General features: G+C 46.9%; 17 protein-coding genes. 8 read left to right on the top strand and 9 right to left on the bottom strand.

The features are described 5' to 3' along the window. Positions 1 to 80 precede the first annotated feature (80 nt). The 3 genes from ACAN55_RS12700 to ACAN55_RS12710 form a co-directional block, all read right to left on the bottom strand. Complete coding sequence (locus tag ACAN55_RS12700; protein WP_379132971.1) at positions 81 to 926, bottom strand: sugar ABC transporter permease; 846 nt, start codon at positions 924 to 926, stop codon at positions 81 to 83. After that, the gene (locus tag ACAN55_RS12705; protein ID WP_379132974.1) at positions 923 to 2236 is read right to left on the bottom strand and encodes a sugar ABC transporter permease; all 1314 of its coding nucleotides are present in this window, start codon (positions 2234 to 2236) and stop codon (positions 923 to 925) included. The genes ACAN55_RS12700 and ACAN55_RS12705 overlap by 4 nt, the downstream gene beginning before the upstream one ends. A gap of 115 nt (positions 2237 to 2351) precedes the next feature. Next, a complete protein-coding gene (locus ACAN55_RS12710; protein WP_379132976.1) occupies positions 2352 to 3686 on the bottom strand; it encodes a sugar ABC transporter substrate-binding protein in 1335 nt (444 codons plus the stop codon). 604 nt (positions 3687 to 4290) lie between these two features. On the opposite strand from ACAN55_RS12710, the gene ACAN55_RS12715 reads away from it, so the two are divergent. The 7 genes from ACAN55_RS12715 (at position 4291) to ACAN55_RS12745 (ending at position 14507) form a co-directional block, all read left to right on the top strand. Next, a complete protein-coding gene (locus ACAN55_RS12715) occupies positions 4291 to 6036 on the top strand; it encodes an alpha-glycosidase (protein WP_379132979.1) in 1746 nt (581 codons plus the stop codon). A gap of 191 nt (positions 6037 to 6227) precedes the next feature. Next, complete coding sequence (locus ACAN55_RS12720; RefSeq protein ID WP_379132983.1) at positions 6228 to 7265, top strand: LacI family DNA-binding transcriptional regulator; 1038 nt, start codon at positions 6228 to 6230, stop codon at positions 7263 to 7265. Between the two features lie 165 nt (positions 7266 to 7430). Then, positions 7431 to 8093 (top strand): beta-phosphoglucomutase, encoded by a 663-nt coding sequence (pgmB, locus tag ACAN55_RS12725; RefSeq protein WP_379132986.1) that lies wholly within the window; start codon positions 7431 to 7433, stop codon positions 8091 to 8093. Positions 8094 to 8349: 256 nt separating this feature from the next. Further along, positions 8350 to 10680, top strand: coding sequence for a glycoside hydrolase family 65 protein (locus ACAN55_RS12730; protein ID WP_379132990.1), 2331 nt, complete (start codon positions 8350 to 8352; stop codon positions 10678 to 10680). Continuing rightward, on the top strand, positions 10677 to 12338 hold the full coding sequence (locus tag ACAN55_RS12735; protein ID WP_379132993.1) for a glycoside hydrolase family 13 protein: 1662 nt from the start codon (positions 10677 to 10679) through the stop codon (positions 12336 to 12338). The genes ACAN55_RS12730 and ACAN55_RS12735 overlap by 4 nt, the downstream gene beginning before the upstream one ends. Before the next feature lie 205 nt (positions 12339 to 12543). After that, positions 12544 to 13404, top strand: coding sequence for an AraC family transcriptional regulator (locus ACAN55_RS12740; RefSeq protein WP_379132996.1), 861 nt, complete (start codon positions 12544 to 12546; stop codon positions 13402 to 13404). Between the two features lie 242 nt (positions 13405 to 13646). Beyond that, positions 13647 to 14507 (top strand): DegV family protein, encoded by an 861-nt coding sequence (locus ACAN55_RS12745; RefSeq protein ID WP_379132998.1) that lies wholly within the window; start codon positions 13647 to 13649, stop codon positions 14505 to 14507. A gap of 91 nt (positions 14508 to 14598) precedes the next feature. Here ACAN55_RS12745 and ACAN55_RS12750 read toward each other — a convergent pair whose 3' ends face one another. From ACAN55_RS12750 to ACAN55_RS12775, 6 genes are all read right to left on the bottom strand, one after another. Continuing rightward, on the bottom strand, positions 14599 to 16506 hold the full coding sequence (locus ACAN55_RS12750; protein ID WP_379133000.1) for a PAS domain S-box protein: 1908 nt from the start codon (positions 16504 to 16506) through the stop codon (positions 14599 to 14601). A 186-nt stretch (positions 16507 to 16692) separates the two neighbouring features. Beyond that, the gene (locus tag ACAN55_RS12755; protein WP_379133002.1) at positions 16693 to 17385 is read right to left on the bottom strand and encodes an ABC transporter permease; all 693 of its coding nucleotides are present in this window, start codon (positions 17383 to 17385) and stop codon (positions 16693 to 16695) included. Further along, the gene (locus ACAN55_RS12760) at positions 17378 to 18298 is read right to left on the bottom strand and encodes an ABC transporter ATP-binding protein (RefSeq protein WP_379133005.1); all 921 of its coding nucleotides are present in this window, start codon (positions 18296 to 18298) and stop codon (positions 17378 to 17380) included. Before ACAN55_RS12760 ends, ACAN55_RS12755 begins: the two co-directional genes overlap by 8 nt. Positions 18299 to 18408: 110 nt before the next feature. Continuing rightward, the gene (locus tag ACAN55_RS12765; protein WP_379133008.1) at positions 18409 to 19344 is read right to left on the bottom strand and encodes a sensor histidine kinase; all 936 of its coding nucleotides are present in this window, start codon (positions 19342 to 19344) and stop codon (positions 18409 to 18411) included. Further along, entirely contained in the window at positions 19341 to 20054 is a 714-nt protein-coding gene (locus ACAN55_RS12770; RefSeq protein WP_379133011.1) for a response regulator transcription factor, read from the bottom strand. Before ACAN55_RS12770 ends, ACAN55_RS12765 begins: the two co-directional genes overlap by 4 nt. A gap of 739 nt (positions 20055 to 20793) precedes the next feature. Beyond that, a complete protein-coding gene (locus ACAN55_RS12775) occupies positions 20794 to 21642 on the bottom strand; it encodes an S-layer homology domain-containing protein (RefSeq protein ID WP_379133286.1) in 849 nt (282 codons plus the stop codon). Between the two features lie 237 nt (positions 21643 to 21879). On the opposite strand from ACAN55_RS12775, the gene ACAN55_RS12780 reads away from it, so the two are divergent. Beyond that, on the top strand, positions 21880 to 23274 hold the full coding sequence (locus tag ACAN55_RS12780) for a SpoVR family protein (protein WP_379133014.1): 1395 nt from the start codon (positions 21880 to 21882) through the stop codon (positions 23272 to 23274). Positions 23275 to 23317: the final 43 nt, after the last annotated feature.

Raw genomic sequence — 23317 nt, forward strand, 5'->3', positions numbered from 1 at the left:
TCCCCATGACAAAATAAAGGTACAGACCTTCAATACTGCATAAAGGCTGTACCCCTGTTGTTCAAGCTTTACTACATCAATTAACCTTTGCTGGCTCCTGCCGTTAATCCGTCTACAAGCAGGCGTTGCAGGAATGCGAACAAGATCATAATCGGAATCGAAATCATTACAGCACCTGCCGAGAACAAGGTGAAGTTTGTGTTCTGCTGGCTGTTAACCATATCCCACATACCCACAGCTACTGTCCAGTTCTCTTTGGTACGCAGAATCAGCTTGGCGAAAATGAAATCTACCCATGGGCCGACGAACTGTGTCAGTGCCATATAGGTAATCATCGGACGCGACAACGGCAGGATGACTCTGGTGAAAATGCCGAAGTTGCTGGCACCATCGATCCGGGCCGCTTCATCCAGTGAACGCGGAATGGTATCGAGGTAACCTTTGGCGATAAAGGTTCCACCGAGCGGCGCCCCGGCTGCGTACACGATAATGAGTGCCAGATGCGTATCGAGCAGATGGAATTCCTTAAGCAGCAGATAAATAGCGATCATGCTCATGAAGCCCGGGAACATCCCCAGAATCAGCACTGTCGAGAGTGCTGTTTTACGGGCTTTAAACCGGAATCTGGATACCGCATAGGCGGTCAGCAATGTAAGGACAACCCCGATCAGCATCGAGCAGATCGCAATTTTCAGTGTATTGCCATACCAGGTTCCGAACATGTAGACCGGTGAGGTAAACAATTCTTTGTAGTGCTCCAACGTGAAATGCTCAGGAATGAGTGTCTTACTGTACAAGGATTTACCGGGCCGGAAGGAAGCAAGCAGAATCCAGAGCGCCGGATAGACCGCAGCGATCGCCAGAGCAATCAGGATGATGTAACTTCCCGTCAAACGAATAAAGTTACCGAGTTTACGTCCGCTCATTGAATCATGTCCTCCTCTTTAAATGATTTGGTTCGGCGGTAATTGTACAGGGAGAAGGATGCCACGATGACAAAGATAATAATCCCTATCGCTGAAGCCATGTTGTTTTTGTTCTGATCCAGCGTCAATTTATACAGCCAGGTGACCAATAGATCTGTTGATCCGGCATATTGGTAATTACCGTTAACCGGATTCCCGCCCGTAAGCAGGAAGATCGCATTAAAGTTATTGATATTGCCCGCGAACTGAGCAATCAGTGTCGGTGCGGTGGAGAACAGAATCATCGGCAGCGTAACGATACGGAACTTCTGATATGCAGAGGCTCCATCCACTTCGGCAGCTTCATACATATCGCGCGGAATAGTTGTCAGTACACCCATAATCAGCAGCATAGATACCGGAATACCCACCCACATATTAACGATGATAACCGTAACTTTGGCCCAGAATGGATCCGTCAGCCAAGGCAGTCCGCCTAGACCGAAATATCCGAGGTACTGGTTGATCGGTCCAAACTGTCCGTTGAACAGGTTGCGCATCAAGAGCAGGGAGATCAACTGCGGCACCGCATAAGGAACGATGAGAATAACTCTCCACATCCCTTTAAATTTGATGCCCTTCTGGCTAACCAATAATGCTACCAGCAGACCACCGAAATATGTAGTTACCGTTGACAATACCGCCCAAACGATCGTCCAGGCTAATACACCATAGAAGGTGTGGCTCCAAGTCTTTAGTACAAGCAGATTCTTGAAAGTTTCAAAACCTACCCAATCCACTAGCTTGGCCGGCGGCAAATGATTCGGTGCAGAATAGTTCGTGAACGCCAGCATGACCATGAAGATAATCGGCATAATGGTGAAGAACAGGATACCGATACCCGGCAGAATCAGAAAAGTTTGAGCAAATTTATAGTCGAGTATATAGCGAATCGTTTGTTTAAACGTATTCGGATGAAGACCAGCTTCGCGTTCCGCGCCAGTCTTATAAGCATCTTTAATATTCAAGTACCAGGCAAGAAGCACAACAATAAGAATAAGCAGGGTAATCAAGCTCTGTATGAGGATATAAATCGAGTGATCTCCGGGAACCAGCTTGGCTATCCCTTTAACCTTCTCAAAATGACTGCCCGAATCCCCCAGTGTAGCCATACCCCAAAAGGCCCGGCCCAGATGACCGATAAAATAATACACACCAACAGCTTCCACAGCCAAAAAGATAAGTCCTTTGATGAATTGGCGGTTATATATTTGTCCCAATCCCATAAAAATCGTCGACAGTATTGCGGCTCTCGTACGGTGTCGCTGCATTTCCCTTCCGTTCTCCTCTCCCGCGGAATCAGTAACTCGCCCGCCGCTTTGATTCCTGCGGCGGGCAAGTTGATTCCACTATAGGCTGTTAATTCTCAGGCAGTACACTGTACTATTACTCAGCGGATGCGCCGTTGTTCAAATCAGTGATTTGTTGTACAGCTTTATCCATTGCAACTTTAGGGTCAACATTGTTATCCCAGATTTCAGGAAGCGCTGCGTTCACAGGACTCCATACGTTACCCATTTCAGGAATGGAAGGCATCGGCTGGGAGTTCTTAGCTTGCTCAGCAAACGCGGATACATAAGGGTCATTTGCGATTTGCGGATCAGCCAGTGCTTCATTATTCGTAGGCACGGAACCGATTGTTTTGTTCAGCAGAAGCTGTGCATCTTTGCTGGAAGCGAAGTGTGCATACAGTTTAGCTGCATTTGGATATTGGCTGTAAGCATTAACTCCGAAAATTTTGATACCGGAGAACGTAATAGCTGTTTTTCCGTCAATCGTAGGAATTGGTGCAATACCCAGGTTGTCGCCCAGTGCTGTTTTGTAGCCGGCAAGTTCCCAAGGACCAGTAATATCCATTGCTACATCACCGGAGTTGAACAAGCTGCGTTTAATATCGGCATTGATATCACCGCTCTTGATTGGCAGTGCTTCTTTCATTTTGACAAATGCGTTCAGGCCAGTGATTGCACCTTCGTTGTTCAGACCGATATCATCTTTGTTGGTGCCGTTATCCCCGAAGAGGTAACCACCGTTGGAAGCGATAAACATGTAGTTGAAATACAGGTTTCCAACTTCCCACATAATTCCGTACTTGTTCTTAGTTTTGTCTGTGAAAGTTTTGCTGAAAGCCAGTACATCGTCAAAGGACTTAGGAGCTTCTTTAACCAGTGATTTGTTGTAGAACAAAGCATAAGTTTCAGCCGCTCTTGGGTATCCGTACAGTTCGCCGTCAAACGTGGAACCGATGATCGATGCTTCAGTGTTGTTTGCTTTGGTTTCTTCACCAAAAATATCGTTAGGCAGCAGCAGGCTCGCGCTAGCAGCTTTACCCAAGTTATCGTGTGGAATGAGGATAACGTCAGCAGCAAGTCCGGATGGACCGTCTTGTGTAAGTTTAGTTACTTGATCCGGTGGTGCTACCTCTTCAATTTTGACAGGAACATTATATTTAGCTGTGAATTGCTTCGCGATTTCTTCGGCAAAAGGTCTTTCTTCTTTACTTTCCCATACAACCAGTGATGCGCCATCTTCAGGGACAACTTCCTCAGTTGCTGCTGCATTGCCAGCGCCTGCATTATTTGTTGCTGCAGCGTTGTTTGCCGGTGCGTTAGTTGCTGCTGCATTCTCCTCATTGTTGCCGTTGTTGTTACTTCCGCATGCTGTGATGGACAAAGCCATCGAGAAAGCTGCGGTGAGAGCCATAATTTTCTTAACCTTCATTGCTTAAACCCCTCCCGTTTTATGTAACTGAAAATGTGTTTCTACCACGCTGCAATAACTTGCGCAAACGATTTCAGAGAAGATAAAAAAAATGTGGTTTTGAACATCGTCCTTATCTGTTTACGCTTTAACAAGTTTTAGAAAGCGCTTCATTCATGAATCCATCATACAACAGTAATCTTTGTTTGTAAAAACGTTTGCACATGCTGAAAACGATCATTTTGGGATATTTTCCACAACTTTTAGGTTGATTCCTCTTATTATCGCACGATATCTCTTATTTGAGCGTATTTTTCAATATTCTTAGGTTTCTTTTTTACTATAAACCCCCTGTACTTAACGATTTGCATAATAAAAGCGTTGTTTTTCGGAGCCAGTTATGAAAAAACATCCTATTCCATGTGAAAATTTGTGCAATTGTTTGTACAAAAGACATTGAACACCTTATTTGTTCATGCTATAATCCATTTCGATCAGGTAATTGACAATATTCACACAATCAGAAGGCAATGTTATCTATGACAGGTACATCCTCGGAAGCTCTGCTTTCTTGATGTGCCTGTTTGTCATGATCTCTATTCATTCTTTTTCAGGAGGAAATTCGATGCTACTAGAAGCTGTATATCACCGTCCCCGCTTAAACTGGTCTTATGCTTATGACGAGAACACCATTCACCTGCGGTTGCGTGCCAAAAAAGGAGATTTGACCGAGGTCTTCGCCTGGGCTGGAGACAAATATGCTTGGGACACCACTAAAGAACTGATCCCGATGACGCTGTTCACTTCCGATGCCATGTTTGATTATTGGGAATGCGCATCTGTCCCTCCCCACCGCCGCCTGAAATACGGTTTCTTGCTGCAAAAGGATCATGAGCGCATCTGGATGACAGAAAGCGAATTCCAGACTGAGCGTCCGGCCAATCCTTACCGTTTGTTTGAGTTTCCGTACATTAACCGCAATGATGTATTTACGCCTCCGGCATGGGTAAAGGACGCCGTATTCTATCAAATCTTCCCTGAACGTTTTGCCAATGGCAATCCGGAACTCGATCCTGAGAATGTAGAACCGTGGGGTGGAACGCCTAGACCGGATAATTTCTTCGGTGGTGACCTTCAAGGGGTTATTGACCATCTAGATCATTTGAGTGAACTGGGTATCACCGCCATTTACTTTACACCTGTATTCGCTGCTACCACAAATCATAAATATGATACCGAAGACTATATGAAGATTGACCCGCAGTTTGGCGATGCTGAAACCCTGAAGAAACTTGTGGATGTCTGCCATGAACGCGGAATTCGGGTATTGCTCGATGCGGTGTTCAACCATGCGGGTAAGACCTTTGCACCCTTTGTGGACGTACTTGAAAAAGGCGAAGCTTCCAAGTATAAAGACTGGTTCCATATTCATAAATTTCCGATTGAATTCACCGAAGACATCCCTCCGTACGATACTTTTGCTTTTGAACCAATGATGCCTAAGCTGAATACGGAGAATCCCGAGGTGAAACAGTATCTGCTGGAGGTCGCTGAATACTGGATCAAGGAAGTCGGCATTGACGGCTGGCGCCTGGATGTGGCGAATGAAGTGGATCACGAATTTTGGAGAGAATTCCGCCGAGTTGTCAAACGGGCCGATCCGGATGCATATATACTCGGGGAAATTTGGCATGAATCTGCTCCATGGCTGGAAGGCGATAAGTTTGATGCTGTGATGAACTATCCGTTTACGGATGCAGTTCTGGACTTCTTTGTCACGGACAAGCTGGATGCTGAAGGTTTTGCCAACTCCATCGGGAAGCAATTATCGCGTTATCCGCTCCAGGCCAGTGAAGTAGCCTTTAATCTGCTGGATAGTCATGATACTCCCCGCGTTCTTACTCTGGCTGAAGGTGACAAGAACAAGCAGAAGCTGGCTGCACTATTCCAATTCACATATATGGGGACCCCTTGTATCTATTACGGTGACGAAATCGGTATGGATGGCGGAGGCGATCCGGAATGCCGCAAATGTATGGAATGGGATATCAGCAAGCAGGACCGCAATTTGTTCGAATTCTATCGCCGCTTGATTCATATCCGCGCAAGCCACCCATCGCTGCGGACTGGAACAATTACCTTCCTGGAAGCAGGAAGAAATGGAACAAAGCTTGCCTATGAGCGCCGGCTGGGTGAAGATGTCATCGTTGTGCTACTGAATAAGGATGAAACCGCCCAATCCTTCCTGCTGGATGTGGAAGAAACACAATGGGAGAATGTATTCACAAGTGAGGCCGTCAGAACGGAACGAGGCAAGCTGAGAATCAAGCTTCCAGCTTTCGGATTTACAGTCCTAAAGGCCGTCTATTAATAATAGAAGAAATAATTTCAGATTCGCGTGCACAACCCATTCTTTGGGAAGTATAAAGAATGGGTTGCTAGCGGATTTTTGGCTTTTGACTGGGGCCCTGCAAGCATTCTGAAAGAGTTTATCTATTTACAATTATCAGGTCTTCGATTAATATTACTTTGTAAAGCAAACGGTTCCATAAGGAGGTTTCTATGACAGTTACCATCAAGGATGTAGCCAAGAAGGCTGGAGTTTCACCTTCCACGGTCTCCCGGGTGTTGTCAGGCCATCCCAGAATCAGCCTGGAAACTTCCCGCAAAGTTAAGGTTATTATGGAGGAAATGGGCTATCATCCAAATATGATGGCTAAAAGCCTGGTCTCGAAGACGACCAATAGTATCTGCATTATCCTTCCGAAACCGGCTGAAGAGCTGTTCTCTAACCTGTTTTTCATGGAATTGATCCGCGGGATTGTTACACAGGCTAGTCGTTCCGGGTATGATGTGCTCATCAGCTCAGGTGCGAATGAGAAGGAAGAACTTGAAGCCGCTTCACGTCTCCTGAAGGGACGTCGGGTTGACGGCGTTATTCTGCTGTATTCGCGCAAAGACGATGCAGTTATTGATTTTCTGGAAAGCAACGGCTACCCTTTCGTACTTGTAGGAAGAAGTGACCGTTATGAGAATATTGTCTCTGTCGATAACGATAACGTGATGGCTGCATACGACGCTACCAACCATTTAATATCTATGGGGCATGAGCGCATCGGCTTTGTCAGCGGTCCTCCTAATCTTATTGTTTCGCGCGATCGTCTGGAAGGTTACCGAAAGGCCATGCAGAGCAGCGGTTTGGACATGCGCACTGAGTGGATCGTCGAGGGTGAGTTTCTCCAGGATAGCGGGTATCGGGCAATGTCTTTTTTCATGAATCTTCCTAACCGTCCGACCGCGCTTGTCGTTGTCGATGACATGGTATCCTTTGGTGTACTCCGTGGACTTAATGAATTGAAATACAGTGTCCCTGAAGATTTAGCCATTGTCAGCTTCAACAATATCCCGCTTTCGGAATTATCTAATCCGCCGATCAGCAGTATTGATATCGGCATTTATCATCTGGGTTACACGGCTTCTCAGGTGCTGATCCAAAGCATCCAGAAGTCGGATATCGGTGCCGGATATACCAACCGTTTTGTAATTCCGCATCGTCTGATCATCCGTGAATCATCCATGCATTCTCTGAACAAGAAATGATTTAATGTTTCAATAAATGAAGCAGCTAAGGCTTCATTTATTTTTTCGAAAGTTGTACAAACGTTTGCGCTACATAATCTCTTCATCCATAAGCTTGGTTACATCCAGGCAGCAAACGTTGAAATATTAGCTAGATTTACATCACGCTCAGGAGGGCTGCTTGGAATGACGGAAATAAAAGCATGTTTATTTGATTTGGATGGTGTTCTTGTCGACACGGCGAAATACCATTATATTGCCTGGAAAGAGCTCGCGGATCGCCTCGGTTTTGAGTTCACTGAACAGGATAATGAGCGCCTTAAAGGCGTTAGCCGGGCGGCGTCGCTGAACATTCTGCTTGAGATCGGCGGTTTAAGCTTGGGAGAAGCCGAGAAAGAGCACTTGGCTGCTGAAAAGAACGCGCGTTATGTGGAATATATTTCGGCAATGGACAATTCCGAGATTCTACCCGGAGCACTGGAGTTCCTGAAGGAATGCCGGTCACAAGGTCTGAAGGTTTCACTTGGTTCTGCCAGCAAAAATGCTATGATGATCTTAAACAACACCGGACTTACACCGTATTTCGACGCCATCATAGACGGCAATCATACATCGGCTGCCAAACCTGATCCTGAAGTGTTTCTGCTGGGGGCAAAAGCTCTCGAAATCGAGCCCGCGAACTGTGTCGTATTCGAGGATGCCGAAGCCGGTATAGAGGCCGCGAACCGCGCCGGAATGGCCAGTATTGGAATCGGTTCCGAACAAACGCTCGCCGCTGCGAATATGGTAGTCCCTTCACTCGCCCATATGAACGTAGAGCGTTTGAAATCGGCTTTTGCAAGCGCTTAGTTGCTTAATCATCGGGAAATCTGTCTTTAAATTAGGATATGGTGAGAAAGTAACGGAGAGGAATTTTGGAATTGGAGAAGCGTTAGCGTTCGCCTTTATAATCAGATTTCAGCCGCCAATGCGGATAAATTAAAGAAATCTGATTATAACAGCGATCGGAAGTCCAAACATTCAGCGTAGTTACGTCCTGGCCACCAATCCGATAAATGCATTTTGTAATGATGTAATTCCTAATCATTTATAAGGAGAGATTAATGTGAAACAGTATTTGAAAATTGATGAATGGTCGATCATCGAGGAATCGTTCGATCCTCAGACGCATGAGATATCTGAAAGCATTTTCAGCATTGGTAACGGTTATATGGGCGGACGCGCCAACTTTGAAGAGCAGTACAGTGGGCGCAGTTTACAAGGCAGCTATATGGCCGGCGTGTATTACCCCGATAAGACCCGTGTGGGCTGGTGGAAGAACGGATATCCTGAGTATTTTGCCAAAGTGCTTAACAGCACCAACTGGATCGGGATTGATGTAGAGATTGACGGAGTTCAGCTGGATCTGGCAAAATGCACTGTCAGCGAGTTCCGCCGTGAGCTGAATATGAAGGAAGGTACGTTGTCGCGCAGCTTCACTGCCACTCTTGAAGACGGCAAAGAGGTTAAAGTCGAGAGCATCCGTATTGTCAGCATGACCCGTCATGAGATTGGTGCCATCCGCTACTCCATTCTTCCTGTGAATTTTGCCGGCACCATAACTATCACTCCTTATCTCGATGGTGATATCAAGAACAAGGATTCCAATTATGATGAGAAATTCTGGAATGAAGTAGAGAAGAACAGCGAAGAAGGCAGCGGATACCTTACCCTCAAGACGAAAAAGCTGGATTTCCACGTTACTTCCGCAATGACTTATGACATCCTTCTGGATGGCGAGAAAATCGCTACGCCCCCTGAAGTAATCGAGCGGGAAAAATATGTTGCTAACAAGGTCAGCCTTAGCGTTCAGCAAGGGAATCAAATCGTAATCTACAAATACGCAGCAAATACAACCTCCCGCAATCATGGTCTAGGCCAACTTGTGGAAGCAGCCAAAATCAAACTTCAAGAAGCTAAAGAAGCTGGTTTCGTGACCCTGTTAACCGAACAAGCGGAAGCTTGGAGAAACAAATGGAAAGAAAGCGACATCATCATCGAAGGTGATCCGTCGGCGCAGCAGGCCATCCGCTTTAATATTTTCCAGTTGAACCAGACCTATAGCGGGGATGACGACCGTCTCAACATCGGGCCTAAGGGCTTTACTGGTGAAAAATACGGCGGCAGCACTTATTGGGACACTGAAGCGTACTGCGTACCCTTTTACCTCAGTACCGCTGACTCTTCCATCGCCCGCAATCTGCTGATCTACCGTTACAAGCACCTTGAGAAAGCCAAGGAGAATGCCCGCAAGCTCGGCTTCACTAAAGGCGCGTTATATCCAATGGTGACAATGAACGGTGAAGAATGCCATAACGAGTGGGAAATTACGTTTGAGGAGATTCACCGGAATGGTGCTATCGCTTACGCCATCTATAATTATGTGAATTACACCGGCGACAAGTCTTATCTCGGACAATATGGACTTGAAGTTCTCGTTGAAATTTCCCGCTTCTGGGAAGAACGCGTTCATTATGTAGCCCACAAAGATAAATACGTTATGCTTGGCGTGACCGGCCCTAACGAATATGAGAACAACGTCAACAACAACTGGTACACAAACCGGATGGCTTCGTGGACGATGGAATACACGCTGGAGGCACTTTCCTATCTGCAGGAGAATGAGGCTGCACGTTACGCCGAACTGGCAGAGAAGCTGGAGCTTCAAGAGTCTGAAACATCCAAATGGAATGAAATTATCGCTAAAATGTACTACCCGGCGGATGAAGAACGCGAAATCTTCCTGCAGCAGGACGGCTTCCTGGACAAAGAAATCATCCAAGTAAAAGACCTGGCGCCGGAACATCTGCCGCTGAATCAGAAATGGTCCTGGGACCGCATCCTCCGTTCCTGCTTCATTAAACAGGCGGATGTGCTTCAAGGGTTGTATTTCCTGGGCGATCGTTACGATCTGGATACGAAAAAACGTAATTTCGACTTCTACGAGCCAATTACGGTGCATGAGTCTTCCTTGTCCCCTTGTATCCATGCGATTCTTGCCTGTGAACTGGGCTATAAAGAGAAAGCTTATGAAATGTATCTACGTACTTCACGGCTGGATCTCGACAACTACAACAATGATACGGAGGATGGCTGCCACTCCACCAGTATGGCAGGAACATGGATGTCCGTGGTACATGGCTTCGGCGGACTCCGCGTCCTGGATGGCAGACTGGTTCTGAAGCCTTTCAATCCAGGACACTGGAAATCGTACTCCTTCAAAATCATGTTCCGTGGCGCCCGCCTGAAAGTAAGCGTAACGGATCAAGGAATTACCGTAGCTAATGAAACCGAAGTTCCGGCATCCATCACCATTTATGACAAAGAATATACCGTGAACGGGCTGAGCAGTGTTACTGCACAGGGTAATCCCGCTCTTGCAGGTGAACAAATATGAACAGAACCTTCTGGAAAGAAGCTGTAGTCTATCAGATTTATCCGCGCAGCTTCATGGACAGCAATGGTGACGGGATTGGGGATTTGCAGGGAATCATATCCCGTCTGGATTATTTGCAGCAGCTTGGTGTGGATGTAGTCTGGTTGTCGCCGGTTTATAAATCACCAAATGACGATAACGGCTATGATATCAGCAACTACGAGGATATTATGGATGAGTTTGGAACCTTGCAGGACTGGGAGGAGCTCCTGGCCGGCATGCATGAACGCGGAATCAAGCTGATGATGGATCTTGTCATCAACCATTCGTCCGATGAGCATGCCTGGTTCGTGGAGTCACGCTCTTCCAAGGACAATCCATACCGGGATTACTATATTTGGCGCCCGGCACAACCTGACGGCAAGCTGCCGAACAACTGGAGCTCCATCTTCAGCGGCCCGGCCTGGGAGCTGGATGAAGCCACCGGCGAATATTACCTGCACCTGTTCTCCCGCAAACAGCCGGATCTTAACTGGGAGAATCCGAAGCTGCGGGAAGCGCTGTACAGCATGATCGCCTTTTGGCTTGATAAAGGTGTGGATGGTCTGCGCATGGATGTCATTAACCTGATCTCCAAAACTCCCGGCCTTCCTTCCGATGGAGATGCAGTGCTTGGCGGAGGCGGGCAGTATTACATGAATGGCCCCCATGTTCATGACTATCTTCGTGAGATGAATGAGAAGGTACTCTCGAAATACGACATCATGACCGTCGGAGAAACCCCGGGTGCCAGTGTCGAGGACGCTATCCTTTACACCGCTGAAGACCGCCAGGAATTGCAGATGGTGTTCCAGTTCGAGCATATGGATATCGATTCGGGACCGGGAGGCAAATGGGACGTGGTTCCATGGAATCTGGTCAACTTGCGAAAGATTCTGCACAAATGGCAGATCGGGCTTGCGGACCGGGGCTGGAACAGCCTGTACCTGAACAATCATGACCAGCCTCGGATGGTGTCCCGGTTCGGTAATGACGGTCCTTACCGCCTGGAATCGGCCAAAATGCTGGCTACCCTGCTTCACACACTTAAAGGCACACCTTATATTTATCAGGGTGAAGAAATCGGGATGACCAACGTGAAGTTCCCGTCTCTTGAGGATTATCAGGATATTGAGACTCATAACATGTACCGGGAAAAAGTGACCTTAGGCGGTGCTGACCACGATACCATCCTGAACGCGATTTACATCAAAGGGCGGGACAATGCCAGAACCCCGATGCAGTGGAATGACTCGGAGAATGGAGGATTCACAACAGGTACTCCATGGCTCAAGGTCAATCCGAACTATACGGATATTAACACCGAGCAGGCAATGGCTGATCCGGATTCGATCTTCCATTATTACCGGAAGCTGATTTCTCTCCGTAAGGAGAATCCGATTATGGCGTATGGCAAGTATGATCTGCTGCTCCAAGATCATGAGTTTATTTACGCCTATACCCGGACGCTGGAGAATGAGAAATGGCTGATTCTGCTGAATTTCAGTGACACCGCTCAGGTAGTTGAACTACCGGGTGAGCTGTTAACCTTTAAAGAGCTGATTATTAGCAATTACAAGGAAGAATCCTCTGACCGGATGATACTTAGACCTTTTGAGGCAAACGTCTGGTCCATCTAAGGTAAGCTATCGCTTTTCAATAACCTAACCCTTTATAATAGAGCCATCGCCGCTAAATTTCAGTGGTGATGGCTCTATATTTATGTCCAACCCTCTCAGAACAGATGCCCTTCTAACCGAAGTGTATCTGTCTTTATAAAGCATGGAATGTCAGGATAAGTTGCCGGACTTCATGCTAGTATAAGTTCAAAGGAGATGGCGTCACTTGGAATGGCTAATCCGTATGAAAGATGCTTTGGATTATATGGAGGAGAAGATGGATGACACACTCAGGGTAGAGGACATCGCTAAGATCGCGTGTTCTTCCCCTTTTCACTTCCAGCGCATGTTCCATATGCTGACAGGGGTAACCGTGGCAGATTACATCCGCAGACGCAGGTTGACTCTTGCCGCTCAGGAACTGGCGATCTCCTCCACTAAAGTGCTTGACGTTGCACTAAAGTACGGATATGACTCTCCCGAGTCTTTTGCCAAAGCTTTTCGCAAGGCGCACGGAATTAACCCCTCTGCTGCCCGCGGTCAAGGTGCCCAGCTCAAAGCTTATCCACGCCTATCCTTCCACCTATCTTTGAAGGGAGATCAAGAAATGGACTATACCATTATTGAAAGAGACAGCTTCACAGTCATCGGCAAATCGAAAGAGGTTTCATGCAAGGATGGAGAGAACTTTCGCCTTATTCCTGAGTTCTGGCAGGAAGCCAATGAAGACGGCACTTCCGACAAGCTGATTGAGATGGGAAGTACCATGGATATTCTGGGTATTTGCATGACCATGGATCATACCCATGAGCTGCTTTCGTATTGGATTGCGGTGGAAGGCGGGGAGTCCACCGATTCCAGCGGATATGAGACAGCTGTGATTCCCGCAGCGACCTGGGCCGTGTTCACCTCTGTCGGGCCGATGCCGCATGCCATCCAGAACGTATGGCAACGGATTTACCAGGAATGGTTCCCGGGAACAGGCTATGAGCATACAGGCGGACCTGATTTCGAGTTGTACCCGCCGGGTGACCCTGCAGGTGAAGATTACCGCTGCGAGGTATGGATTCCGGTTAAGAAGAAATAAATTCTTATTTAACTCGCCACAATGGCATAGTTTAATGTTCAATGTGACCAGCAGCTCTCCATCGCCGGAGATATGCTGGTTTTTGCCATGTAGCCGTTCGGGTAACTCTGAAACTACCGGATATTTCAAATATAGTTGCAGTATTTTTTGTTTTGCGAATAGCAATCCGCTTGGTATAATAAAAGAATTATGGCCCTCATTATGCTGTAATTTATTTCAAGCAATCGGTGAAGGAGAAATTCATGTCTACTGTAAAAATATTTGCGGACAGCACTTCCGATTTACCGCAAGTCTGGAAAGACACATACGATATCGGCATTATCCCGCTTTATGTAGTGTTTGGTGACGAAACTTACCGTGATGGTCTGGACATTATACCCGAAGATGTATATGAACGGGTTGCAGCAAACGGCTCATTACCAAAGACTGCAGCACCGTCACCGGCTGATTTCATGGCAGCTTTTGCTCCAGCCATTGAAGCCGGTCATGATATCGTCTACATAAGTCTCTCTTCCGCCCTCTCCTCAACCTATCAGAACGCGTTACTGGCCGCCGGTGAATATCCCGAGGGCAGGATCAAGGTTGTTGACTCCAAGACATTATGCGGAGGAATCGGCTTGCTTGTCATGAAAGCGGTCCATGCGGCCCGCCGCGGGCTTAGCGCAACGGAGATTTCTCTCATGCTGGAGCGTGATCGTGAGCTGGTGGATACTCAGTTTGTCGTGGATACCCTCGACTACCTGTATATGGGCGGACGCTGCTCCGGTATGCAGAATTTTATCGGCAGCCTGCTTAAAATCAGGCCCCTTCTTAAGATGATGGAAGGCAGCATTGTGCCGATCAATAAGATTCGCGGCAAAAAGGAGAAAGCAGTAGAGCAGATGCTTCAGAACGCCCTCGCCGATATTGAGCGAATGGACGATGAATTGATCATTATCGCCCACACACTGGCCGATGAAGACGCACAGTATTTACAGAATGCCCTGCAGGAAGCAACCGGTGTCCGTGAAATTGCTATCGTTCATGCAGGCTGTGTAATCAGTAGCCACTGCGGACCACAAACGGTAGGCCTCATGTATATGCTTAAGCCTGAAACAATGTAGCACTTATTCCTACTGACTTCTTACACAAACAACCTCCGTATCATGTTGCTTTGGGCAACGGATACGGAGGTTGTTTGCTGTTTAAATGGTCTCACTCCAGCTCGACATCTTCCTTGGTGAACGGGAGCATAAAGCGAAAGGTAGAGCCTCTGTTCTCTTCGCTTTCAACAAAGATAGTGCCACCCATCAATTCCACTAGCTGCTTGCAAATCGCCAGTCCAAGGCCCGTTCCACCATATTTGCGGTTGATCGTCGGATGCACTTGTGAAAAGGACTGGAACAACAGATTCAGTTTATTGGCAGCAATCCCTACGCCGGTATCCCTCACGGAGAACTCCAGTAAATAATCCTCCGAACCCGGCAACTGAATATTCTTAATGGAAAGGGTCACGCTTCCTTTCTCCGTGAACTTCAAGGCATTCCCCACCAGATTGACGATAATCTGACGAAGCCGGCTTGGATCGGTTCTTAGAATTTCTGGCACACTTGTATCTGCCCACCATCGCAGCGCCAGCTTCTTCTCCTCCGCTTTAGGTGTGAACAAATCTACAATACTGGAGACCATCTCTCGAAGATCAAACATTTCGGATTGCAGCGGCATTTTACCAGCTTCAATCTTACTGAAATCCAGAATATCATTTAAAATCTGCAGAAGACTATAGCTGCTGCTGCGCAAAATTTCAGTGTACCCGCGCTGCTCCTCCTCAAGCTCTGTCTCCATCAGCAAATCCGCCATCCCGATCATACCATTCATAGGTGTGCGGATTTCATGGCTCATCATGGCCAGAAAGTCTGACTTCGCGCGGGCCGCCTTCTCGGCATATTCCTTGGCGCGGATAATTTCCCGTTCATTTGTGATGTCATTAAAGGCCACCACTGTGCCTTGAATAACCCCATTATCAATAATCGGGGAAACCCGGTAATTCACCAGAAAGCTTGTCCCGTCTTTTCGCCAGAATACCTCTTCATCCATGCTGCGAGTAGCTCCATCTAGAACTGTCAACTGGATAGGTGAATCTTCACGGGTATAATGTGAACCATCAGAGCGGGTATGATGAATGAGAGAAAGACTGTGAATACCGATGAATTCCTCACGGGAATATCCAAGCATCTCCATCGCTGCGGGGTTAATAAACATGGTATGCCCATTGGTATCCAATCCGAATATCCCTTCGGACACAGAGTCCAGAATCAGACTGTGGCGTTCACTTAATTCCCTGATCTGCTCCAGATTACGCATATTATCAGTGAAATCTATTGCAACGCCATGATAGCCCTGCGGTATTCCATTAAGGATTATCGGTACATTTACTAAATGTAACCGAATAGGTTTACCTTCTTTGTGGGTAAGGTTAACTTTGTAATGTTGGGGTTCCATATTGAGTTCTTGAGCGCTGCATGAAGCAGAATCATTCTCTTCCTGCGGATCAATAAAGTCATGAAACGACATTCCCAGGAATTCGTCCCTGCTGTAGCCAAGCAACTGCTGCAGACGCGCATTCACCTCAGTGAATCTTCCTTGCTCATCAAGCAGGTAGACTCCTGCCGGATTGTGTTGGAACAAAGAACGGTAACGTTCATTACTCTCCTGCAGCTTCTTCTGAGCCTGAACTTTATCTGTAATATCCTTGGCAATTCCGAACACGCCAACCACTTCTTCTCCAGCCTTGATTGGCACATACGTGATGTCAGCCGTCCGAACTTCGCCATTTCTATGTTGAAAACTCAATTGAAAACGGGGGGACTCCCCTTTCAGCGCGAGTGCAAAATTATCCTTACGAAGTGTCCTGCTCTCCGGCACAATAGGTTCTTTGCTAACTAGATCGTTGAGATCCTCGACCGTATAACCGATCACCTGTTGCATCGAAAAGTTGGCATCAACATAACGTCCCTGCAGATCCATAATGTAGATGGAATCCGGATGATTCATATATAAGGATTTAAAGGCGCCATCCGCCGAAATCATTTGTTCTAGAATTAGACTTTTTTCCTTATACACAGCCCACATCCTCTCTGCGTTCCCCCTAAAAAACGACATAATTCATGCAAAAAAAAGCCGAAAACATCGGATATTGCGTATTTTTGAATTGTTTTATCTATTATATCAAAATTGCGCGGATTCGTATTCGGTAAAATTAAATAACCTCTACCCTTACGGGTAGAGGTTATTACTTGGATTAGCATTCTATGAAATGTCCTCTGTCTCCACTTTCCGGATGGATAAATATGCAATCGCAATGCCCAGCAGGCACAATGCAATGGACACATAAGCCAGATCTCCAAGACGGAACTGTTCAAAGCCCGAAGATATCAGGCTGACAATCAGGACGGACGATACGATGGTCGCGGAAAGTGATTTCTTGCGCATTCCGATATAGAGCGGGATCAGGGAAATCCCCGCTGCATACAGGGCGCCGAAACCAAGCTTCGCCAGTGTGCTTCCGACCAATGATAAGGTGAGCTGCCCGGGTATGATACCTGAGATAGCATCGAGTCCCACCAGCAATGCAGCAAGAATGAGATAAGATACGATAATGGTAACCATCGTGAACAGGAACACGACGATAACTTTGGCAGCCATTAATTTTTTACGAGGGATGGGGTACATAAACAGCAGGGTAATCGTATTATTTCTATATTCATCAATGATCAGTTTGCCCAGAAGAACAGCACCAAATATGATAAATACTGATTTCACAAAGACGAACAGCCCATCAAGCAGCTCAGCATAGGATTCAAAGGTGCGGTCAACCTCACTCTGGTCCATGAATAAGACAAGCACCATAAAGATGAGGAGACCCAAATTGGCGTAGAGTACTGCCTTAAGCATGCCAGCCAGTTTATGTTTGCGGATTTCCAGAGAAATAAGCTTAAGCAATGCTCTCACCTCCAATCAGGTTCAGGAAGTATTCTTCAAGCGAATACTGCTTCTTGCTAAGGCTCTCCAGCTCAATATCCGCCATCACCAGCGCCTTATTTAACTCACGCTGTGTGATTCCATCCTGATAAATCCGGATGGTCCGCGGATCCAGCACCTTAAAGTTGGTAATACCCAGTTTATACTCCAGTACATACACAGCCTTACTGGTCTCTTGTGTCACCAGTTCGATATACTCTGAATTCTGTCCGCGGATGGAATCCATCGCCACTTCCTCAGCCAGCACACCTTCACGTATTACACCGATTGTATCGGCAATCTGTTCAATCTCCGCTAGAATGTGGCTGGACACGAGCAATGTCATTCCATATTCACGGCTTAGCATACGAAACAATTCACGCACTTCCTTAATTCCGACCGGATCTAGTCCATTGATGGGCTCATCCAGAATCAGCAGCTCAGGCTTGGTCATGATTGCTCTTGCAATTCCGAGGCGTTGCTTCATTCCCAGTGAGAATTGGTGAACCGGTTTGTTATCCACATTCGTAAGGTTCACCAGGCCCATGGCTTCATCTATCGCTTTCTTGTCATAATACCCTAGGTATTCTCCATGCAGGATCAGGTTCTCTCGGGCACTCAATCTATCGTAGAACACCGGATATTCGATGATACAGCCCATACGTTTCAGCATCTCATATGAACGGTTATGCATTTTCTCCCCGCAAAATTCAATTTCACCGGCTGTAGGCTTCACGAGATTGGTGATCATTTTCATAACCGTTGTTTTTCCGGCACCGTTCGGTCCCAGGAAGCCATAAATTTCTCCCTGCCGGATGTTCATATTCACGCCGCTTACGACTTCTTTGCCTTTATAGCATTTGGTTAAATTCCGTGTCCGCAATATCGTATCCATAGGTCGCTGTCCCCTTTGATTTGTTCTCGCCCTTCTATATTTATCATTGTACACAGCGGAATTTTCTTTTTTATTACCTGATTCTTACGAAAATCTTAAGTTCTGTTCTTCTAGAACGTCACACGCCGGAAAGAAAGTGTGAATGCGGTTTTTACCCCTGGTTTACTGTCAAGATTGATGGTACCGTTCATTTCTTCCGTAAGCCTTTTGCTAATCGTCAGTCCCAGACCGCTGCCTTGATAGAGACGGTTTCGCGAATCTTCTAAGGTATACATCCGCTCGAACACCTTATCCTGATGAGCCTCCGGAATACCTTTTCCTTTATCCCACACTTCGATATGCGCCTGCTGCTCATCATAATACAACCTGAGACCAAGCACGCCACCAGCATCTCCATACTTTATCGCATTGGACAACAGATTGGACAAAATACGGTCCAGTGCCTCATCGTTCCCCATGATATACAGCGGCTCCTCCGGCAGATCAATCTGCACCTCAGTACCTTTGCCGCTCAAAAGATCATAAAAGGAAAGAATATTCCGCCGGCATACCTCGCCCAGCTCCACACGGCTAAGAGGCATATCACTATCACCCGACTCCAGTTTGGCCAGATCAAAAAAGGTGTTCATTAATGTAATCACTTCATTGGCTTTAGTATGAATCGTGTGAAGTAGACGTTCCCGTTCTGATTCAGGCATGTCCTTATCTTGCAAAATAGTTTCAATATATCCAAGCACCACCGTCAGCGGTGTCTTCAGATCATGGGATACATTCGAGAGCATGTTGCGCAACGACTTTTCCAGTTTAACCTGCTCGGAAGTTTTCTTCTGATTGGCATCCAGCAGCCGGTTAAGATCGGTCAACAGTTGCTGTAGCTCTGGGGAGCTGCTAAATAGCAGCAGCCTTTCCTGAGTGTCCTCCGTCAGAATTCGGTTTAGCTTCTCATGGATATAACCAAGCTGGCGCTTAGTATGTTGCGCATTCCGGTATTGCAACACATTGACGAACAATAGGCCTATAGCGATTATCGTGAGCATTGCGTTCATCCTGCTGATTCCTCCAGTTTATATCCGATTCCCCATAACGTTTTGATATACACGGGATTCGAAGGTTCATCTTCAATTTTTTCACGAAGTCTTCTCATATGTACATTAATGACATTCTCATCACCGTAATAATCATCCGCCCAGACAAGCCCATAAATCTGTGCTTTGGTAAATACCCGGCCTGGATGGGTGACGAACAGCTTGAGTATATGAAATTCCTTGGACGTCAGCTTGATCTCGCTCCCGTTCTTCTGTGCGGAGAAATTCTCCAGATCAACCGTCAGTCCACGGACCGTAATTGTCTTCGCCAGTGCGGGCTGCTTCTCTTTGACCTCTTGTGAGAGGTAGCCCGCCCGGCGGATCGCTGCCTTCACTCTTGCCGCCATTTCGATCATGGAGAACGGCTTGGCGATATAATCATCTGCCCCGAAGCCCAGTCCAAGCGCCTTATCTACATCGCTGTTCTTAGCCGACATGATCAGAACCGGCACCAGGCTGGTGCTGCGGATGATCTGCAGTAGGTCCATCCCGCTGCGCTTAGGAAGCATCAGGTCAAGGAGTATAAGATCATAGCTGCCACCCTCTGCAAAAGCTTTCTCTGCCGCTTCTCCGTCGAAAGCTGTTATTACCTCATACCCTTCCTTTACCAGATAAGAACGGACCATCTCACTGATCGTCTCATCGTCTTCAATGAGTAAAATTCGCTGCATATTTGTTCTCCCGACCCTTCATTTATAGTTCCGGCTTAAGTCTTGACCCGAGCGGCTCAGGAGGATGCCAGAACAATTAATTATAACTAGATATAGCGGATACAGAATAGATAACACGATTATAATCAGACCACTTGCTGGATTAGGTCTATCCCCCGGGTGAGTGATGGGAAGCAGCGTCCGGACTATAACAATGAATACCGCTAAATAGATAATAGACAAAGGTACGGACCAGAACTGCGCCTTCCGGCCCTCCATCCAATGGTGTGCCAAATAAACGAATAACATTGTCGCACATATAAATCCCACGACATTATACACAGTAGTCATCCGGTCCATCATACCTATTTCCAAGCCTGTCACTCGTGATAGACGATATATATTTCCGAGTAACTCAGTGGACAGGAAGAAAGGTACAGCATATATCATACTGAGCAGGTTTAGCTTCAGAATAAATTTCATGGCCTGAGTCTTCCTTTCTATAAAGGTAAGTATTCATGTCCAGAAATTGGTGCCTGTTAAAGTATATCAGCAATAGTGAAGGATGTAGAGATACCAGAGACATAGAAATCTGCCGCCAGTTATACCGCCGCCAATTGATGAACCCTAGATACATACACAAAAAGAAATCGTCTCTAGACCATTGGATCTACCATCCAATCCTCTCAACTAGAAACGATTTCTTTGGAGCTTCAGACTGTCACCATACCGCTGAGTTCGAGAGCATCCCCGAGTCCATTTAAGGTGTAGGCGGTAATTGAGAAGGAGTTGGTATGAGGGTTGCCAGTTTTGGTGTCGCTATTACAATGCCCGATGACCCATCTACTTCCGGCCTTAAACTCGGAGGACTCATTGAATTTCTTGGCGGCACTACTATCGGTGTTGCAGTAAATTCCTGTTCAGGTGATGTTACTGGTGTTGGGGTTGGAGCTAAGCTTGGGGTTGGGGTAAATGTAGGCGTCAGTGCTGACGTCAGTTTCTCTTTGACTTTCAGCGTCCTGTCTAATATGACAACGGCCTCTGCACGGGTAGCTGATAATCTGGGATGAAATTTCCGGTCCATCGCATACCCCGTCATAATTCCCTGATCGTAGACGGCACCGATTGCCTCTTTACTCCATGCAGGGCTTTGAGCCATGTCGCTAAACGTATCCGCGGATTCTGATGGAATGAGGCCAAGTAATTTGCTTATCATAACGGCGAACTCCTGGCGGCTTACCTCCCGGTCAGGTCCAAACGACCCATCTGCATAACCGGTAATATAACCGGCAGCATTCGCTTTTAATACTTCCGGGTAAAACCAATCATTGGCTGAAACATCCGTTAATTTCATTTCTTTTGTCACAGTAAAACCAAAAGACTTATTAATCAATGCAATCAGTTCCGCTCTGGTTATATGTTGATTAGGCTTAAATTCCCCATCCGGATAACCTGAGATCAGATCATTCTTCATCCATTGCGTAATTTGCGCCTCTGCCCAATTCCCTTCAATATCCGAAGCATTACTTGCAAAAGCAGGACTAAAAGATAAAGAGGCCAGAGTGAGGATAAAGGCAGCTAAACCAGCTTTGTTCAATAACGTTTTCACTAACAATTTCGAACCTCCATTACATTCGGATTATGTATGAGATTGAACTTTTACATTTGATCATAGCACACTATTTTTCTGCTTTATGTCAGTTCTTGTCACCCACTCATCAAACCTACCAACTGCCCTCACTAAGGCCTGCGGCGTCATATTGCCCTCTCCCTCTCCATATACATAATAAGAATACGTATGTTTCTACGACTACCCGCCTGCAGAAATGAGAGGAGAGATGGGTTCATGCCCGGTGAGGAAATAAAGGAGCTTGAGCGCTCCATCGCGGAAATTACAGAAATCGCCTCCGGCTTCGGTCTGGATTTTTATCCTATGCGTTATGAAATATGCCCAGCAGACATTATCTATACCTTTGGTGCCTACGGGATGCCAACACGCTTCTCACATTGGAGCTTCGGAAAAACCTTTCACAAAATGAAATCCCAGTACGATTTCGGCCTAAGCAAAATATATGAGCTGGTCATCAACTCGAACCCGTGTTATGCCTTTCTGCTCGACGGCAATTCCCTTATCCAGAACAAGCTGATTGTGGCGCATGTCCTGGCACACTGCGACTTCTTCAAGAACAACGCGCGTTTCTCCATGTCCAACCGGGATATGGTCGAGAGTATGTCGGCTACCGCGGAGCGGATCGCCCAGTATTCCGTTACTTATGGCAAACAGACCGTCGAGAGCTTCATCGATGCGGTGCTAGCCATTCAAGAACATATTGACCCCAGCCTGATCAAACCGCAAAAACTGGGTAAAAGCCGCCAGGTGGAACTGAAAATGCAGGAACGCAAGGATGCTTCCAAGGGCGTGCAGAAGCCGTCCGGTCCATACAACGAGCTGTGGGATTTAGACACTGCCTTAGAAGGTGGCACGCAGGCGAATCCTGCGGGAGAACCTGTCTTTCCGCCGGAGCCGGAGAAGGACATCGTCTGGTTCATCCAGCAGTACTCCACGGTGCTTGAAGACTGGCAACGCGATATCATGACCATGCTGCATGACGAGATGCTCTATTTCTGGCCGCAGATGGAGACGAAGATCATGAACGAAGGCTGGGCTTCCTACTGGCATCAGCGCATCATGCGCGAGCTGGACCTGACGCCGGAGGAGACGATCGAGTACTCGAAGCTGAATTCCTCCGTGGTGCAGCCATCTCGGCAGAGCTTGAATCCGTATTATCTCGGCCTGAAGATCTTCGAAGACATTGAGCGCCGCTGGGACCGCGATAAAATATTTGAGGTGCGCGAGCTGGAATCGGATACTTCATTTATCAGCAACTATATGTCCAAACAGCTGGTCAATGATCTGGACCTGTACATTTTCGAGAAGAAAGGCCCGGAATGGAAGATTACCGACAAGGCCTGGGAGAACGTCAGAGACCAGTTGGTACGGGCACGAGTGAATGGAGGATCTCCGTATCTGGTCGTGCAGGACGGGGATTATGAGCGGAACGGCGAATTATTCATCGTTCACCGCTATGAGGGGATTGAGCTGGATCTGAAGTATCTGGAGCGGACGCTGCCGCATATTTATACACTTTGGGGGCGGACTGTACACCTGCAGACCGTGCTGGAGGATAAGAAAGCGCAGTTCTCTTTTGACGGTAAAAAGGTGCAGCGGCGGTTTGTGTAAAGAACAGAGGTAATTTCTACATTCATCAGAATCTTATCGACAG

Origin of the sequence: Paenibacillus oryziterrae (assembly GCF_042610485.1) — a bacterium.
Lineage (GTDB): Bacteria > Bacillota > Bacilli > Paenibacillales > Paenibacillaceae > Paenibacillus_AQ.

Excerpts from the sequence above, each read along its gene's own strand:
- ACAN55_RS12700 (WP_379132971.1), bottom strand. The coding sequence starts at position 926 with ATGAGCGGACGTAAACTCGGTAACTTTATTCGTTTGACGGGAAGTTAC.
- ACAN55_RS12705 (WP_379132974.1), bottom strand. The coding sequence starts at position 2,236 with ATGCAGCGACACCGTACGAGAGCCGCAATACTGTCGACGATTTTTATG.
- ACAN55_RS12710 (WP_379132976.1), bottom strand. The coding sequence starts at position 3,686 with ATGAAGGTTAAGAAAATTATGGCTCTCACCGCAGCTTTCTCGATGGCT.
- ACAN55_RS12715 (WP_379132979.1), top strand. The coding sequence starts at position 4,291 with ATGCTACTAGAAGCTGTATATCACCGTCCCCGCTTAAACTGGTCTTAT.
- ACAN55_RS12720 (WP_379132983.1), top strand. The coding sequence starts at position 6,228 with ATGACAGTTACCATCAAGGATGTAGCCAAGAAGGCTGGAGTTTCACCT.
- pgmB (WP_379132986.1), top strand. The coding sequence starts at position 7,431 with ATGACGGAAATAAAAGCATGTTTATTTGATTTGGATGGTGTTCTTGTC.
- ACAN55_RS12735 (WP_379132993.1), top strand. The coding sequence starts at position 10,677 with ATGAACAGAACCTTCTGGAAAGAAGCTGTAGTCTATCAGATTTATCCG.
- ACAN55_RS12745 (WP_379132998.1), top strand. The coding sequence starts at position 13,647 with ATGTCTACTGTAAAAATATTTGCGGACAGCACTTCCGATTTACCGCAA.
- ACAN55_RS12760 (WP_379133005.1), bottom strand. The coding sequence starts at position 18,298 with ATGGATACGATATTGCGGACACGGAATTTAACCAAATGCTATAAAGGC.
- ACAN55_RS12765 (WP_379133008.1), bottom strand. The coding sequence starts at position 19,344 with ATGAACGCAATGCTCACGATAATCGCTATAGGCCTATTGTTCGTCAAT.
- ACAN55_RS12770 (WP_379133011.1), bottom strand. The coding sequence starts at position 20,054 with ATGCAGCGAATTTTACTCATTGAAGACGATGAGACGATCAGTGAGATG.
- ACAN55_RS12780 (WP_379133014.1), top strand. The coding sequence starts at position 21,880 with ATGCCCGGTGAGGAAATAAAGGAGCTTGAGCGCTCCATCGCGGAAATT.